A 15,032-nucleotide genomic window follows, 5' to 3' on the forward strand; every position below is an offset into this window, starting at 1 on the left:
CCGGTTTCCCCATGACCTCCACGGAGCACACACCATGAACACCATCCCCGCCTTCGGCCTCGGCACTTTCCGCCTGCAAGGCCAGATCGTCATCGACTCGGTCCGCAACGGCCTGGCTCTCGGCTACCGCGCCATCGACACCGCCCAGATCTACGGCAACGAGGCGGACGTGGGCAAGGCGGTCGCCGCTTCCGGCGTGAACCGCGAAGACCTGTTCCTGACGACCAAGATCTGGGTCGACAACCATGCGCCGGAAAAACTGGCGGCCAGCCTGGAGGACAGCCTGGCCAAGCTGCGCATCGACTACGTCGACCTGACGCTGATCCACTGGCCGGCGCCCGGCCGCGGCGTGTCGGTCGAGGCCTTCATGACCGCGCTGGCCGACGCCAGAGAGAAGGGCCTGACCCGCCGGATCGGCGTTTCGAACTTCAACATCGAGCTGACCAGGCAGGCGATCGCCGCGGTGGGCAAGGACGTGATCGCGACCAACCAGATCGAGCTGAGCCCCTATCTGCAAAACCGCAAGCTGGTCGGCTTCCTGCAAGGCGAAGGCATACATGTCACTTCCTACATGACCCTGGCCTACGGCAAGGTGCTGGGCGATTCGGTGATCGCCGCCATCGCGCAACGACGCCAGGCCACGCCGGCCCAGGTGGCGCTGGCATGGGCGCTGCAGCAGGGCTATTCAGTGATTCCGTCGTCCACCAAGCGCGAGAACCTGGCCGGCAACCTGCTGGCGCAGACCCTGCGCCTGAGCGACGAGGACATGGAGCAGATCGCCGCGCTGGAGCGCAACGGCCGCGAAGTGAACCCGGTCGGCCTGGCGCCGCAATGGGATTGAGCGAGCTGCCTCCCGTTTGATGCAACCCATCCGCGGCCAGCAGGCCGCGGCAACGACAGGACACATTCCATGATGCAGGATCCTCTGTTTCAAGCGCTGCGGCTCGGCGCGCTGACGCTGCCCAATCGCATCGTGATGCCGCCGATGACGCGCTCGCGCGCCAGCCAACCCGGCGACGAAGCCAATGAGTTGATGGCCGAGTATTACGCGCAGCGCGCCGGCGCCGGCCTGATCGTCAGCGAAGGGACGTATATCGCGCCGCTAGGCAAGGGCTATGCGTGGACGCCCGGCATCCACACGCCGGCGCAGGTGGCGGGATGGCGCAAGACGACTGATGCAGTGCATGCCGCCGGCGGCCGCATCTTCGCGCAGCTCTGGCACGTCGGCCGGCTCAGCCATGCCAGCTTGCTGGGCGGCGAGCAGCCGGTGTCGTCGTCGGCCATCCAGGCCGTCGGCGTCAATGTTTTCATCGCCGGCGAGGACGGCCGCACGCCGGGTTTTGTCCAGGCTTCCGCGCCGCGGGCCTTGAGCGTCGCCGAGATCGGCGAGGTGGTGGCGCAATACCGCGCCGCCGCGCGCAACGCGATGGATGCGGGTTTCGACGGCGTGGAGCTGCACGGCGCGAACGGCTATCTGGTGAACCAGTTCATCGATTCGAACGCCAATGCCCGCACCGACGAATACGGCGGCTCGCTGGAGAACCGCCTGCGTTTTCTCGGCGAAGTGGCGCTGGCCTTGATAGACGGCTGCGGCGACGCGTCGCGCGTCGGCATTCGCCTGGCGCCGTTGACCACGCTGAACGGCTGCGTCGACGACGACCCGGAAACCACCTATCTGGCCGCGGCCAGGCTGCTGGGCGAGCTGGGCGTCGGCTATCTGCACATCGCCGAGGCTGACTGGGACGACGCGCCGCTGATGCCGATGGCCTTCAAGCAGAAGCTGCGCACCGCCTTCCCCGGCGTGCTGATTTATGCCGGCAAGTACACGGCAGAGCGGGCGCGGGAGGCGATCGCCGCCGGCTGGGCCGATCTGATCGCTTTCGGCCGGCCTTTCGTCGCCAACCCGGACCTACCGGAGCGTTTGCGCACCGGCGCACCCTTGGCGGCGCATAATCGGGCCACTTTGTTCGGCGGCGGCGCGCGCGGATTGACCGACTATCCGGCTCTGGCCGCGTCATTGATCTGAACGGACGAAGAGCCATCCCGGGATGGCTCTTTTCATTGCGTCGGCGCGTTGGCTAGGGCAAGCGTCCCGCGGCGGGATCAGCCAAAGATCAGCCGTCCGGCCATCAGCACGAATACGCCGCCGAGCAGGCCTTTCTGCAGCTTCGCCGCCGGGCGGCGGCCCTTCAGACGGCGGGCGATGCCGCAGGCCGCGAAGGCGTAGGCGGTGTCGAAACACAGCCCCACCGCAACGAGGATGACCGCGAGCAGCGCGAACTGCGGCAGCACCGCGCCGTGCGCCGGCGATACGAACTGGGGCAGAAACAGGGCGCAGAACATCAGCGCCTTGGGATTGAGCAGATTGGTCAGGAAGCCGCGGGCGATCGCCGCGCGGCCGGATTCGGTCGCTTGGGGCGCATCTTCCTGCGCCGGCTTGGCGCGCACCACTTTCCACGCCAGCCACAGCAGATAGCCGGCGCCTATCCAGCGCACCGAGTTGAACAGCAGCGGATGCGTGGCCATCAGGGCCGCGAGGCCCAGGCCGGACATCATCACATGCAGAAAGCGCGAAGCGGCGATGCCGAGCGCGGTCAGCAAGCCGGCGCCGATGCCGCGGCTGGCCGATGTGGCCATCACCAGCGCCATGTCCGGGCCCGGCAGGATGTAGACGGCGACCAGGGCGGCGAGGTAGAGCGACAACACGGACAAGGACAGCATGGCGGGCTCCGGCATAGGAAGGCGATGCGGCTAGTGTGCGCCCGGCGGAATGAAATTGCTTTGCTTTCTCTTGCGCTAACGCGTTAAATTTAGAAAGACTCTTTCATTTTTGGTTTTAAGTGCAAATGAATCTTCCAAAATCAAATCTGGATGATGTGGATCTTGCCTTGATGGCCTTGCTGCAGAAGGACGGCAGGCTGTCCAACGCGAAACTGGCGGAACAGGTGGCGTTGAGCGAGCCCCCGTGCTGGCGCCGGCTGAAGCGGCTGGAAGCCGACGGCTATATCGAGGGATATCAGGCGGTGCTGAGCCGCAAGAAGCTGGGCTATGGCGTGCTCGCCTTCGTGCAGATCGGCTTCGGCAGCCATATCGGCGAGGCGCCGTTGCGCTTCGAGGAGATGGTGCGCGCGATCCCGGAGGTGCTGTCCTGCCATAACCTGACCGGCGAGTGCGACTACCTGCTGCAAGTGGTGGCCGAGGATCTGGAATCGTTCGGCGTTTTCGTCCGCGACGTGCTGCGCGAACTGCCGGGCGTGTCATCCATCCGCTCCAGCCTGTCGCTGCGCGAAGTGAAGATGTCGGGCCGGCTGCCGGTGGGGCCGGAGGCGCGCCGCTAGCCGGAGCCGGCGGGTCGGCAAGGTTGAAGCGCCTGTCCGCGCGGCGGATGCCAGCGATTCCGCCTTTGCGCCCCGCGGACAGATTTGGGGGGCGCGAAGGTTTTGCGCGTTCAGACGGCCTGCAGCAGGCCGACCGGGTTGCCTTCCGGGTCTTTGATCATGGCGAACGTGTAGCCGTCCACGCTGGTGATCGGCATGTGCGGGCTGCCGCCGGCGGACAGCGCGCGGTCTATGGCCAGTTGCAAGTCCTCCACCAGCAAATAGAAGCTGTGGCCCGGCTCCATGCCGGGCACGCCGCTCTCGGATTGGCCGATGCCGCCCAGCAGGGTGCGCAATTGCAGCGGGAAGTGGACATAGGCGAAGCCGGAGCCGCCGTTCTGGTAGCGCCAGCCGAACACTTCGCTGTAGAACGCCTTGGATTGCTCCTGATCCTTGGCGATGATTTCAAACATCACGGCCGGATGCCGGTTCAGGCTGCCGATCTGCTCGGCTTGCGGCGAGCGGCTGTCCAGACCGCGGATGAAGCCCTGCTCGCGGCGCAGGAAGGTGACCGTGTTATAGGGATGGCCATCGCTGCTGATGAAGCACTGGCCGTATTTGTCGACGAAAGCGGTGAAGGCCGGGCCTTTGACATGGGCCAGAAAAGCGTCTTCGCCGGCATATTCTTCGAAGAACAGCAGGCTGGGGCGCACGGCGGGAGGCAGCGATTGCAGCAAGGGGTTGGGATTGTTTTCCGGCAGCGGGGCGTGGATCAGATAGATCAGCGTTCCCGGCTCCTCCATCACTTCCTGCACATAGGCAGGCAGCGCCGACAGCACTTGTTCGACGCAGCCGTGGCGGATGAACCATTGAGAAACCAGGCTCACGGGGTTGCTTTGTCTGCTTGTCATGCCGTTTTCCTTTTTGGGATGCCTCGCCGTCACACGATGCGGTCGGGGTTGTCCTGGTCCACCCGCGGCGCCTGGCCGCGCAATACCGAATTGCCGCCGTACAGCGTGCGCTGATCCACCGGCGCGGGCTCCAGCCAGTCGGTTTCGCTCATTTCGCCGTTCAGGCCGTAGACCGCCAGCGCATTGTGGTAGACCACCTGCCGTATCGCGGCTTCGTCGAGGCCGTGGGCGGCCATGATGCGCGCCGACTTGGCGACGGCCAGCGGATCGGACACGCCCCAGTCGCAGGCGGAGTCGACGATGATGCGCTCAGGTCCGTAGCGCTCGACGATGGCAGCCAGTCGGTCGTTGCCCATCTTGGTGGAGGGGTAGATCGTGAACGCGCACCAATAGCCGCGATCTAGCACTTCCTGCACCGTTTCCTCGTTGTTGTGGTCGATCACGCAGCGCGCGGGATCGAAGCCGCAGGCCTCCAGCGTGTCCATCGTCCGCTTGGCGCCGCGCTTTTTGTCGCGGTGCGGCGTGTGGATCATGATGGGCAGGTCGAATTCCTGGGCCAGCTCGATTTGCGCGCGGAAGGCGCGGTCTTCCAGCTCGGTTTGCTCGTCGTAGCCGACTTCCCCCAAGGCCACCACGCCCTCCTTGGCCAGGTAGCGCGGCAGGATATCCAGCACGGCGTCGGCGAGTTCGCGGTTGTTGGCCTCCTTGGGGTTCAGGCCGATCGCGCAGTAGTGGCGGATGCCGAACTGCGCGGCGCGGAAGCGTTCGAAGCCGGCGATGGTCGAGAAGTAATCGATGAAGCTGCCCACGTTGGTGCGCGCCTGCCCCAGCCAAAATGCCGGCTCGATCACGGCGACGACGCCGCTGGCGGCCATTGCCTCGTAGTCGTCGGTGGTGCGCGCGATCATGTGGGCGTGCGGGTCTATCAGCATCCCGCCCGCGCTGGGCGAGAGGCGGTGAAACGACTGGCGCTCCTGCTGATGCTGCGTGGCCTGCCGCAGCAAGTCCCGCAGCGTTTCCGGACTCAATGTCGCCCCGCAGCAGGGGCAGGCCGCGCTGCGGTCGGAAAACATTTCTTCGATTGCGTGTTGGATGTCGCTCATCTGGTTTCCCCCTTGTTGGATTCATTCCCGCCACAGGGCCAGTCGTTCCCATTCATCGCTGAATTCGATGCCGGGCAGTCCGGCAGGCACTAGCGCCCGGATGTCGGTGTGAGGGCTTTCCCTCGCCGCCAGTTGCAAGGCGTACATTTCGTGCGTGCCGGGACGGGTGTCTGCGTATTGCCGGCGCAGCAGCGCGTGTCCGCGCTCGCCGGGGCATAGCGCTAGCAGGCGCCAGATTTCCAGGTTTACGCCGCGGCCGGCGGCGGCGCGCTCCGCCGCCAGGTCGCACAGGATTTCGCCCAGATCCTGGTCGGCTCGATCAGCCAGCCCCTGGATCGGCCACAGCGGCAAATCCAGAAAGAAGGTTTTGACCACCATCTGATTCCACGCCGCCTGCGGCAGCATCGCTTGCGGCCAGGGATCGCGCAGCGCGAAGGCGGCGAAGACCGGACGGATGCCGCTGCGCACGGCTTCGCCGGCGCGCGCGAGCAAGGCCGGATCTTGCGGATACAGGGCGAAACCCTGATACAGGGCGATCTGCTCCTGGATGTCGCCCTGATTCGCCAGCTCGTCGAGCAGGGCGGCGAAGGCCGCTCCATCCGGCAGATTGCCGGCCGCGGCCAGAATCAAGCCGACGCGGGCCGCCTGATCCACGCTCCAGCGGCTGGCGTCGAAGCCGGGCTGCAAGGCGCGGGCCTGGCGCTGTTCCGCATCGCTGAGCGCCAAGTCTTGTTTGCCCAGCTTGCGCGGCGCGATGCCCAGCGCTTTGAACAGCAGGTTCAGCGGGCGGTCGCCCGCGGTGGCGTGGCCCAGATCCTGGCATTGCCGCGCGTACCAGTCGCCATCGGCGCGGGCGCTCAGCCAGCCTTGCAGCAGCTCCAGCCAGGCGCGCATGCGGGGTTGCCTGGCGCTCCATGCGTCTGAGACGGAAAGGGCGGCGGGGGCGAGAGTCGGGTCTTGAGTGTCGCTGCGCATGTTCAGGTTCCCGGGATATAGGTTTGCAGGAAACGCGTGGCGAAATAGGCCGCCACGCAACCGAGGATGGCCACGGGCGCAGGCTGAGGCAGACAGGCGGCCAAGGCCAGGCCATCCAGCAGGCTGACGGCGGCGATCATCCGCGCCACCGCCTGTCCGACCGCGCCGGGCGCCGAACGCTTGCACAGCCGCGCCACGGCGAGCGCCAGCGCGGCGGCCAGCGCGATGGCCAGCAGCGCGGCGAGCGTCAGCGCTTGCCAGGCCTGGGGGGCTCCGTCCGGGATGAAGCGGACAAGCGCCAGCAGCGTGTAGGCCAATGGCGGCAGGCCGAGCACCGCCAGCGGCCAGAGGGCGCCGATGCGGTCCATGCTTTCCTGCTTGGCGGCGTGGCTGAGTCCGACGATATGCGCCAGCAGCAGGGCTGCCGCCAGACAGAGCAGCGGCGGCGTGCCGCCGGCGAAGGCCGAGCCGACGCACAGGCAGAGCAGGGCGCGGCAGGCGCCCATCAGCAGCGGGCTGCAGGGATTGTCCTTGTGCCAGACGTTGTACAGCACGATGCTTGATGCCAGCAGCGCGCCGTAGAAGCGGCTGTGATCGTTGCAGTACAGCGCCAGCAGCAGCCAGCCGGCCAGCAGCATGCCGAAGCCGCAGGCGAAAACCGTTTGCGCGCGCGCTTCGCCGGACGGAATGGGGCGCTGGGGGCGCTCGCGGGCGTCGATTTCGCGGTCGAAGGCGTCGTTGAGATACATGCCGCCCACGTAAAACAGGCACATCGACAGCATCAGAGGGGGCAGGGCCGCCAGGTCTGCCGAGCTCAATGCTTGCCCGCCGGCCGCGGCGCCCAGCAACGCGGCGGCCAGCGCGTTGCTGAGTACGGTGGGCAGGTTGGAAACGCGGCCCAGGCGTAGCCAGGCGGGTATCGATGAAACGGCGTCAGCGCTCATGGCGCAGCTCCTTCAGAACGGTGTGTAATTCGAGCGCGATCGCCTGGGCCTTGGGCATGGCGCGCAATTGGGGCGGCAACACGTCCCAGGTATAGGTTTCCACTTCGAGATGGGGGCTGACGGCCTGCCGGCGCAGCAGGCCGAGCACTGCGTCCAGGCTGTCGCGGGTGTTGGCCAGGGCCGTTTCCGGCGGGGCTTGCCAAAACAGCGGCACATGGCAGTGCACGCGCCATGATTCCCGCCGGATGGCGTCGGGCGGCAGGCTCAGCGCCTGCGGCAGGTCCGGGTGGCGCTGCAGGCCGGATGCATTGCGCCTGACCACCTGGTGCAAGTAAATCCCGTCGTCGAACGTTCGCAATTGAATCGCGGCGCGCTCATCCATCGCTTCCACCCGCAGAGCGCAGGACAGCTGGATCTTGGCGACGCGGATGCTTGCGTCGAGCAGCGAGGCCAATGTCGCGCATGGGTCTTCGAATTCAACCGCGCCGTGGCATACGTCGTAGCAGACGCCGAGGTGCCGGCGCGCCAATTCCAGCGCTTCGGGCAGCGCGCAGTCGGCCTGTCGGGCCAGTTGCGCCAAGTTGTCTTCGGCAAACCAATATCGCTGAAAAAAATGCAATGCGTCGGCGGTGTTTTCCAGCAGGCAGGCCGGCTCCGGCTCCAGCGCCAGGACGATTTCCTTGCCGGTTTCGCGCATCAGGCGATTGAGCTCCAGCACGGCCAGCCGCAATTGCGGCAGCGAGTCCGCCATCGCCGCCGCGCAGTCCCCTTCGGCGAAACCCAGCGGCACGGTGGAGATGCTGCCCTCCACGCCGGGTGGCAGCAGCGCGGCCAGCGTCCGCGCGCAATGGATGGTGTAAGCGGCGCGCTGGCTGCTGCGCCAGTCGGGTTGGTAGACCGACTGCTTCACCGGTTTCTGGTGAAAGTTTCCCCAAGGAAAGGCATTGATGGTGAACACATAGGCATGCAGCGATTCCAGCCGGGCGGCGAAGGCGCTCAGCGTGTCTGGCTGCAGCAGGCTTTCCGCCGCCTGGGCGGACAGCCGCAGCCCCAGGCCGAACGGCGCGTCGGGGGGCAGCGCCTGCCATTCCTCCAGATGGGCGCGGATCGCCGGCAGAAAATCATCCAGGCTGGCCTCGACCTCGGCCAGGCTGTCGCCGGCATGGATGTTGGTGCAGTAGGAGAGATGCGCGGGCAGGGGCAGGTGCGCCAGTTTCATCGCCCGGCTCCGCAGATGGTTTCGTTGATGTCGGCGCGCGCATCGGGCAGGGCGGAGGCGTGCCGCTGCTGCAGCCAGAAGATGCTTTGCATGACGCGTTCGCCGTCTATGGCGTTCACTTCGCGGCCGCGGCCCAGCTCCGCCAGCAGGGTCACGCACAGGTCGCCGCCCAGGTGTTCGCGGAACTCGCCTAGGCCTTGCAGCAGCGCCAGCCGGCCGCGTTCGTCGCGGGCCAGCAGCTGTTCGTGCCATAGCTCGAAGCCCAGCGCGCGCAGCAGTTGCCAGACGCGCGCCTCGTCGCCAGCCGGCAGCAGTCCGGCCAATGTCGAATAGCGCGCGTCGCAGGCGACGCCTATGGCCACGGCCTCGCCGTGGTTCAGCGCGTGGCCGCTCAGTCGTTCGAGTTTGTGGGCGATCCAGTGGCCATAATCCAGCGGCCGCGCCGAGCCCTGCTCGAATGGATCGCCGCCCTGGGTGATCTGGCGCAGGTGCAGCGCCGCCGAGCGTTGTATCAGTTCTTCCAGGTCTGGCGGCTCGAAGCGGGCGAGAGCGTCGGCCCGGGCTTCCAGCCAGTGGAAGAATGACGCGTCGCGGATCAGCGCCACCTTCACCGCCTCGGCCATGCCGGCGCGCTTCTCGCGCGCGGGCAAGCCGTCTATCAGCGCCGCGTCGTTGATCACCGCCCAGGGCACGGCGAAGCTGCCTATCAGGTTTTTCTGGCCGTTCCAGTTGATGGCGCTTTTGACGCCGACGCCGCTGTCGGCTTGGGACAGCACCGTGGACGGCAGGCGGATGTGGCGCACGCCGCGATGGAACAGCGACGCGGCCAGGCCGACTGCGTCCAGCGCCGCGCCGCCGCCTATGGCGAGAGCGTAGGAATGGCGGTCTATATTGCGGTCGGCCAGGGCCTGCAGCAGCCGCCATAGGTGCTGGGGATCGTTCTTGCAGGCTTCTCCGCCCGGAAGCGGCACGATCTCTCCGGCTATTTCCAGATGGGCGGCGTGCGTGTCCGCGTAGCCGCGGATGCGCCGCGGCAGTTCCGGGCAGGCGCGCAGCACGCCGTCGTCGACGAAGACCGCCACCCGGTGCCGCTTGGCCTGCTCCCGGCGGCGCAGGGCCTGGAGCAGGGAGGGATTTTCCGCGGCGAATGCGTCTCGGGTGTGGATCACGCTGAAGTCATGGCTCAGTTGCACGCGTTGATGCGAATCCGGCCGAGCATCCGCTGCTGCGGTGCGGGAGGTCGGGAGTAGGCGAACAGGGTCCGTTCCGGCCAGTTTCATCGGCATCTCCTTGTTCGAAGGCTACGCGTTCCGGAAGGCTTGCGGGAACGCGTAGCCATGGGGGATCAACGGATCAGCATGAACGGCGGGGCCGCCATCAGGTTGGACGCATTGCCGCCGACCGGACATTGCGCGACCTGCTGCGCCTGCAGCTTCAGCTGGTACATCAGGCCCATCGCTCGGTCCATGGCTGCCGGTTTGCCGTTGAATACCTGATTCAGGCTGGTCAGCAGCATCTGGTAGGCATCGTAGAAGCGTTGGGCAGCGACGGATGCGGATGAGCCGGGCAGGTAATCGCTGACGGCGGCATTGGGCAGGAAGTTGTAGATCTGGCTTTCATCCAGCGGCACCGGCGCGCCGTTGTAGGACCAGCCCGACACGGCTTCGGGGTCTGGCATCAGCTCGCGGCCGTAAAAGATCTCGCCGAACTTGAAATAGTGCGCGTAGCTGCCGTCGCCGTCGCCAGGATAAATCTCGTTGGCGGATGCGCCGCCCTCGCCGCCGTGGCGATGCCGGGGCAGTATCCGCTCGCTCAGCCTGGCATGCCGAGGCTTGCCTTCGAGGCGCAGGCCCTCTTGGTTGCCGTGGGCGTCATCTTCGGTCTGGATGCCTTCGCCCTGGATCACGATGGTGTTGATCGCCAGCGCCGCGTCGTCGAGGTTCCGGATCTTGCCTTGCGCCGGCGCGGTGGGAACCGGCGGGAACCATTGGCTGATGTCGAGCTGCTGATCCAGTCTGGGTGTGGCGAACAGTTCCGGATTGTTGGCGTTGGCGATGGTCAGGGCGGTCAGCAGAGCCTTGTAGAACTGGCCGATGGAGCCGAACTCGCCGGGGTCGACCGGCGTGGGTTGCGGCGCTTCCTCGCCAGGCAGGATTTCTCCCGGCTTGGTTTCCGGACGTTCTATCGCCATGAACACTTTTTTCAGCTGCGGTTTGCTGAGCGCGGCCAGCCCCACCTGCAGATCATTGTCGATCTGGTCCGGCAGCGGTCCCGGATATACCAGGGAGCGGCCGATGGCGATGATGTCCGGATTGCCCCCGATGGCGATCAGGATGTTGGAGGCCAGCGTCAGGTGCAGCATTTCCTCGGTGACTACGGATTGGATCAGGGCGGAGGCTCTTTGATTGCTGCCGGGCATGATGGAGAACAGCCCGGTCAGGTAGGGGGGGATGGTGGAGAACTCGAGCGCGATCGCGGTAGTGATGGCTTTCTTCAGCTCATCCAGGCTACAGCCCTTCAGCAATTGATTGATGATGCTCTGTTTGATGCGCAGCATATTGGTACCCTTTCGAAATGGAAGCTCGGTTATTTAGCCGGGCAGTCGGGCTTGCCGTAGCTGACGGAGCCTTGGGGGCAGTCTTTTTGAGCGCCTCCGCCTCGGGTGGGGCAACGCTTGCCGAACATGTCCAGCATGCTGGGGGGGCGGCCCTGTTCTTGCAGCACGCTGTCGAAATACTTGATCAGCGCCTGGCGCTTGCTGCTGGACAGATCCCGGGTGACCGGCATCTGGTCCGGGTCGTCGTCCGGTTTGTCCAGCACGAACTTGAGGATGAAGGCGTTGGCGTCCGCCTGTTCCTTCTTGGAGAAGTCGAACAGGCCTTGGCTCATCACCGGGTACAGGTTGGCGTACTGTTGCAGGATGGGCTGCACGTCTTCCCAGGTGACCGTATCGGGAACCGCATAGGTGGAGCGGACAACGATCGCGTATTGGTCGAACATTTGCTGTACCGTCGGCTGGGGGGCCGCCGACTTGGGAGCGGAGGGATCTGACGCGAAGTTGTAGGCATAGTTGAACAGCTGGCCATCGATGTAATAGCGGGGGTAGCCCAGAGCCTGCGGACCGTTGAGGGTAAGCTTCACCATGCCGTTGGCGTCGGTGCGCGCAGCGTTCTGGACGAAGCGGACTTGCTCCGCCGGCACATTGAAAGTGGGGGTCGGAGCCTTGGGCGTTGTTCCCGGTGGGGTGTCGGAGGGACAGTCGCCCACATCCACTTGGGGGCCGGTGGAGGTGACGGCCAAGGTGACGTCGCCATTGGCCAGCGGCACGCCATATTGCGCGACGTAAACGTCGGAGTCCAAAACGTTGGCTGTCGCGTCATTGGGGTCAAGGCGCAGCGCGAATTGGTCGGCGCGCACTTCCCAGCCGCCGCTTCCTTCACAGCACAATAGCAAGGCCCAGCCAGTGCCGGGATTGGGGTTGGCTGAGGTCAGCAACGCCAGCGGCAGTTGGTTGATGGTTGGTTGCATGGACGCAGGAATCGGCACCGCGACAATGCCGCTGCGGCTGAGCAGGTTGGCATTGCTGATGTCGATGGTCGCCAGCGGCTGATATTGCGCAGCTGCGGGAGCCGGAACGGTTTGTCCCGGCTGCAGATAGGGACTGGTCGGCAGCGTCTGCGACGTCAATTGGGCGATGATCAGGGGTTGCTGCCACAGCTGTTGGCTATTGCCTTCTTTAGGGGCTGCCGGATTGCCGCTGCCCCTGCCGCAGAGAACGTCCACCTCGTAAGTCGTTTCCGGCGTGCTCATTGGCCTTGGGGGGCTGCCGTCTGCCGGAGCTTGGGAGGGTTTGTAGACCAAGGGCAGCGCGTTGCTGAGGTCCACGTACAGAGTGCTGTTTTGGGTTTTGTCGTTTGTCACCACTTGCGCGCTGAACCAGCCGACATTGGGAACATAGTCTTGCGGCTGGTAAGCGTCGGGCGGCAGCAGATTATTGGCTGGAATGAAGCGGCGGCCGAGAATGAAGGATTCGGGCTCGGTCTCATAGGCGGGACCGATGGCTCCCAGCAGGATGCCGTAGGAGAAGAAGCTTTCGCCCAATGCGTCGTCGTAGCCGTAAGTGGTCAGCCGCAGCGACAGGATATTTCCCTGTTGCTCGCAGATGGCTTTCAAGGCTTGCAGCACCGGGCTGTCGATCTTGTCCAGATTCCATTCCACATGGGTGAGCCGAGTCTGCCAGATGGCGGAGGCTGCGCTGTCGCCCGATATATTGCCCACCCGGTTGAACCACAGGTCGCGGAAGGGGTTGGGCGCGTATTGGCCGCGCATCAGCACTTGTCCGTTGGCGGCGCGCAGGGTGATCACTTGGCCGTAAATACAGGAGGCCAGCTGCCAGTCCGGATCCAGATCCACCATCTTGCCGGAAGGCTGGTCGTTGGCGTTGCCCACGAGCAGGCCGACGGCGGCGTCTTCGCCGCTGCTCAGGATTTCCTGGCCATCCGGTCCCAGCGCCGATTGCACCACGCAATTCTTCAGTCCGAAGATGCCGGTGCCCCAAGGGTTCCACCAGCCGTTGTTGATCGAGATCTGAGCGCTGCCGGCGTCTTCCTGCACAGGGGGCTGGTAACGCGGATCCTGGAAGCGCTGTTCAAAGGTGGCGTTGTCGAAATGGCGCGGATCGTTGTTAACGGTGGAGACATCGGATTGGAACAGGCCGGAGAAGGCCAGGCGGGGGTACTGGAGATAACTCATGCGATAGCTCCTCGATAAGGTTGCTACGGTCTTGAGCGATTTTGCGATGCGGCGGAAACGACCAATACGGAAAGGACGCGAGCATCAGCTGTATTTCTAGGGGAGGGTTTCGATAATTTCAATGACGATTGGCTGTTTTGATTCTATTGTGGAGTTTGTTGGTATTTAAATGCCTATATCGGCAGGCGGAATAGGGATGGCAGATTCGGATCGCGTCGCAGCGTGTTTTTCGTCCGAGCCGCCGCGAGTCGCGTGATAGGGGAAAGGTGGATGTATGCAACCGCTGCTTCTGCTCAATATCGTTGGCCTGACATCGCGCCTCATCGGGGAGCACACGCCCCGCTTGGCCGAGTTTGCCGGCCAAGGCGCTGTCAGAGCGTTAAACAATATCGTGCCGGCGGTGACCTGCTCGGTGCAGGCGAGCATGCTGACCGGGCTGACGCCTGAGCAGCACGGCATCGTCGGCAATGGCTGGCTGTTCCGCGAGCTGGCTGAGGTCTGGTTCTGGCGCCAGTCCAACCGCCTGGTCCATGGCGAGCGCTTGTGGGAAGCGGGCAATCGACACGATCCAGAATTTTCCAGCGCCAACTTGTTCTGGTGGTACAACATGGCGTCCAGCCATGATTTCGGCGCGACGCCGCGTCCCATCTACAAGGCCGATGGCCGCAAGCTGCCCGATTGCCACACCAAGCCCGCCGAGTGGCGGGACCGGCTGACTGCGGAACTGGGGGCGTTTCCCTTGTTCCATTTCTGGGGACCGGCCACCTCCATCGCGTCCAGCCGCTGGATCGCCGAAGCCAGCAAGCTGGCGATGGCCGATTTTCGCCCCCGCCTGTTGCTGAGCTATCTTCCCCATCTGGATTACGATCTGCAGCGCCACGGCCCGGATCTGCGGCATCCCGCGGTGCGGCAGTCCCTGCGGGACATCGACGCGGTGGCGGGGGATTTGATCGCCCATGCGCGGGAGCGGGGCTACCAGGTGATGGTGGTGTCAGAGTACGGCATCACCCCGGTGAGCCGCGCGGTGCATTTGAACCGCCATCTGCGCGAAGCGGGCCTGCTGCAGGTGCGGCATGAGGCCGGTGCGGAAATCCTGGATCCCAGCCAATGCCAGGCGTTCGCCGTGGCGGACCACCAGATCGCCCATGTCTATTTGCAGCCCGGGCTGGGCGCGCGCAAGGCGGCGGAAGTGGAGGAGGCGCTGCGGTCCATCTCGGGCGTGGCGGGGGTGTGGCAAGGGCGCGCACGCGGCGAGCTGGGCCTGAATCACGAGCGCGCCGGAGATTTCGTCGCGCTGGCCGAGGATGACGCCTGGTTCAGCTATTACTACTGGCTGGACGACGCCAGGGCGCCGGACTTCGCGCGCACGGTGGACATCCACCGCAAGCCCGGCTACGACCCGGCGGAACTGTTCATCGACCCGAGCATCCGTTTCCCCAAGCTGGCTGTGGCCAGCCGGCTGGCCAGGCGGGCCTTGGGCATGCGCAGCCTGATGGATGTGATCGGTTTGGACGCAGGCGTGGTCAAGGGATCGCATGGCTTGCCCGCGCGCGCCGCCGCGGATGCGCCGCTGTTTATCAGCGACTGCGTTTTCGCCTGCGAAGGGGAGCTGTCCGTCACCGACATCAAGGCATTGGCTTTGCAGGCGATGTTCGGCGTGGATGCGGCCCAAGTGGGGTCGAAAGCGCGCGGGTTGGTGGGCAGCGCCTGAGCCCAAGCCGGGACTGCAGGGGGCAAGGCTAATGGACAAAGAAAGCCTTGCCATCCTAGGGCACGAATCCGCGGCAGGCCAAGCGCGCGCGGCAATGGCG

General features: G+C 65.3%; 13 protein-coding genes. 4 read left to right on the forward strand and 9 right to left on the reverse strand.

Features of this window, described 5'->3' with window-relative positions:
- Positions 1 to 34 precede the first annotated feature (34 nt).
- Together dkgB and VL52_RS14045 are read left to right on the forward strand one after the other, a co-directional pair.
- Positions 35 to 841 (forward strand): 2,5-didehydrogluconate reductase DkgB, encoded by an 807-nt coding sequence (dkgB, locus tag VL52_RS14040; RefSeq protein ID WP_046157598.1) that lies wholly within the window; start codon positions 35 to 37, stop codon positions 839 to 841.
- A gap of 69 nt (positions 842 to 910) precedes the next feature.
- Positions 911 to 2,026, forward strand: coding sequence for an alkene reductase (locus tag VL52_RS14045; RefSeq protein WP_046157599.1), 1,116 nt, complete (start codon positions 911 to 913; stop codon positions 2,024 to 2,026).
- Between the two features lie 77 nt (positions 2,027 to 2,103).
- Here the strand turns inward: VL52_RS14045 and VL52_RS14050 are convergent, their stop codons facing one another.
- Positions 2,104 to 2,721 carry a LysE family translocator gene (locus tag VL52_RS14050; RefSeq protein ID WP_052729299.1) on the reverse strand — a complete coding sequence of 206 codons (618 nt, stop codon included), beginning with the start codon at positions 2,719 to 2,721 and terminating at the stop codon, positions 2,104 to 2,106.
- 125 nt (positions 2,722 to 2,846) lie between these two features.
- Between VL52_RS14050 and VL52_RS14055 the strand changes: the two genes are divergently transcribed.
- Positions 2,847 to 3,338 (forward strand): Lrp/AsnC family transcriptional regulator, encoded by a 492-nt coding sequence (locus tag VL52_RS14055; protein ID WP_046157600.1) that lies wholly within the window; start codon positions 2,847 to 2,849, stop codon positions 3,336 to 3,338.
- A 110-nt stretch (positions 3,339 to 3,448) separates the two neighbouring features.
- On the opposite strand, the gene VL52_RS14060 is transcribed toward VL52_RS14055, so the two are convergent.
- The 8 genes from VL52_RS14060 to VL52_RS14095 form a co-directional block, all read right to left on the reverse strand.
- The gene (locus VL52_RS14060; RefSeq protein ID WP_046157601.1) at positions 3,449 to 4,228 is read right to left on the reverse strand and encodes a VOC family protein; all 780 of its coding nucleotides are present in this window, start codon (positions 4,226 to 4,228) and stop codon (positions 3,449 to 3,451) included.
- A gap of 29 nt (positions 4,229 to 4,257) precedes the next feature.
- On the reverse strand, positions 4,258 to 5,331 hold the full coding sequence (locus VL52_RS14065) for a TatD family hydrolase (protein ID WP_200896022.1): 1,074 nt from the start codon (positions 5,329 to 5,331) through the stop codon (positions 4,258 to 4,260).
- Positions 5,332 to 5,352: 21 nt separating this feature from the next.
- Entirely contained in the window at positions 5,353 to 6,225 is an 873-nt protein-coding gene (locus VL52_RS14070; protein WP_052729300.1) for an EboA domain-containing protein, read from the reverse strand.
- Between the two features lie 83 nt (positions 6,226 to 6,308).
- Positions 6,309 to 7,250: a UbiA family prenyltransferase gene (locus VL52_RS14075; RefSeq protein ID WP_046157603.1), complete on the reverse strand. Its 942-nt coding sequence runs from the start codon at positions 7,248 to 7,250 to the stop codon at positions 6,309 to 6,311.
- Complete coding sequence (gene eboE, locus VL52_RS14080; protein WP_046157604.1) at positions 7,240 to 8,469, reverse strand: metabolite traffic protein EboE; 1,230 nt, start codon at positions 8,467 to 8,469, stop codon at positions 7,240 to 7,242. Before eboE ends, VL52_RS14075 begins: the two co-directional genes overlap by 11 nt.
- The gene (locus VL52_RS14085; protein WP_052729301.1) at positions 8,466 to 9,755 is read right to left on the reverse strand and encodes a 3-dehydroquinate synthase; all 1,290 of its coding nucleotides are present in this window, start codon (positions 9,753 to 9,755) and stop codon (positions 8,466 to 8,468) included. The genes eboE and VL52_RS14085 overlap by 4 nt, the downstream gene beginning before the upstream one ends.
- Positions 9,756 to 9,814: 59 nt before the next feature.
- Positions 9,815 to 11,026, reverse strand: coding sequence for a ferritin-like domain-containing protein (locus VL52_RS14090; protein ID WP_046157606.1), 1,212 nt, complete (start codon positions 11,024 to 11,026; stop codon positions 9,815 to 9,817).
- A 29-nt stretch (positions 11,027 to 11,055) separates the two neighbouring features.
- The gene (locus VL52_RS14095; RefSeq protein WP_046157607.1) at positions 11,056 to 13,221 is read right to left on the reverse strand and encodes a hypothetical protein; all 2,166 of its coding nucleotides are present in this window, start codon (positions 13,219 to 13,221) and stop codon (positions 11,056 to 11,058) included.
- A gap of 274 nt (positions 13,222 to 13,495) precedes the next feature.
- On the opposite strand from VL52_RS14095, the gene VL52_RS14100 reads away from it, so the two are divergent.
- Positions 13,496 to 14,932, forward strand: a complete 1,437-nt coding sequence (locus tag VL52_RS14100) for an alkaline phosphatase family protein (protein ID WP_046157608.1) — start codon at positions 13,496 to 13,498, stop codon at positions 14,930 to 14,932.
- The last annotated feature ends 100 nt before the right edge of the window (positions 14,933 to 15,032 follow it).

The organism is Chromobacterium vaccinii, from assembly GCF_000971335.1.
Taxonomy (GTDB): domain Bacteria; phylum Pseudomonadota; class Gammaproteobacteria; order Burkholderiales; family Chromobacteriaceae; genus Chromobacterium; species Chromobacterium vaccinii.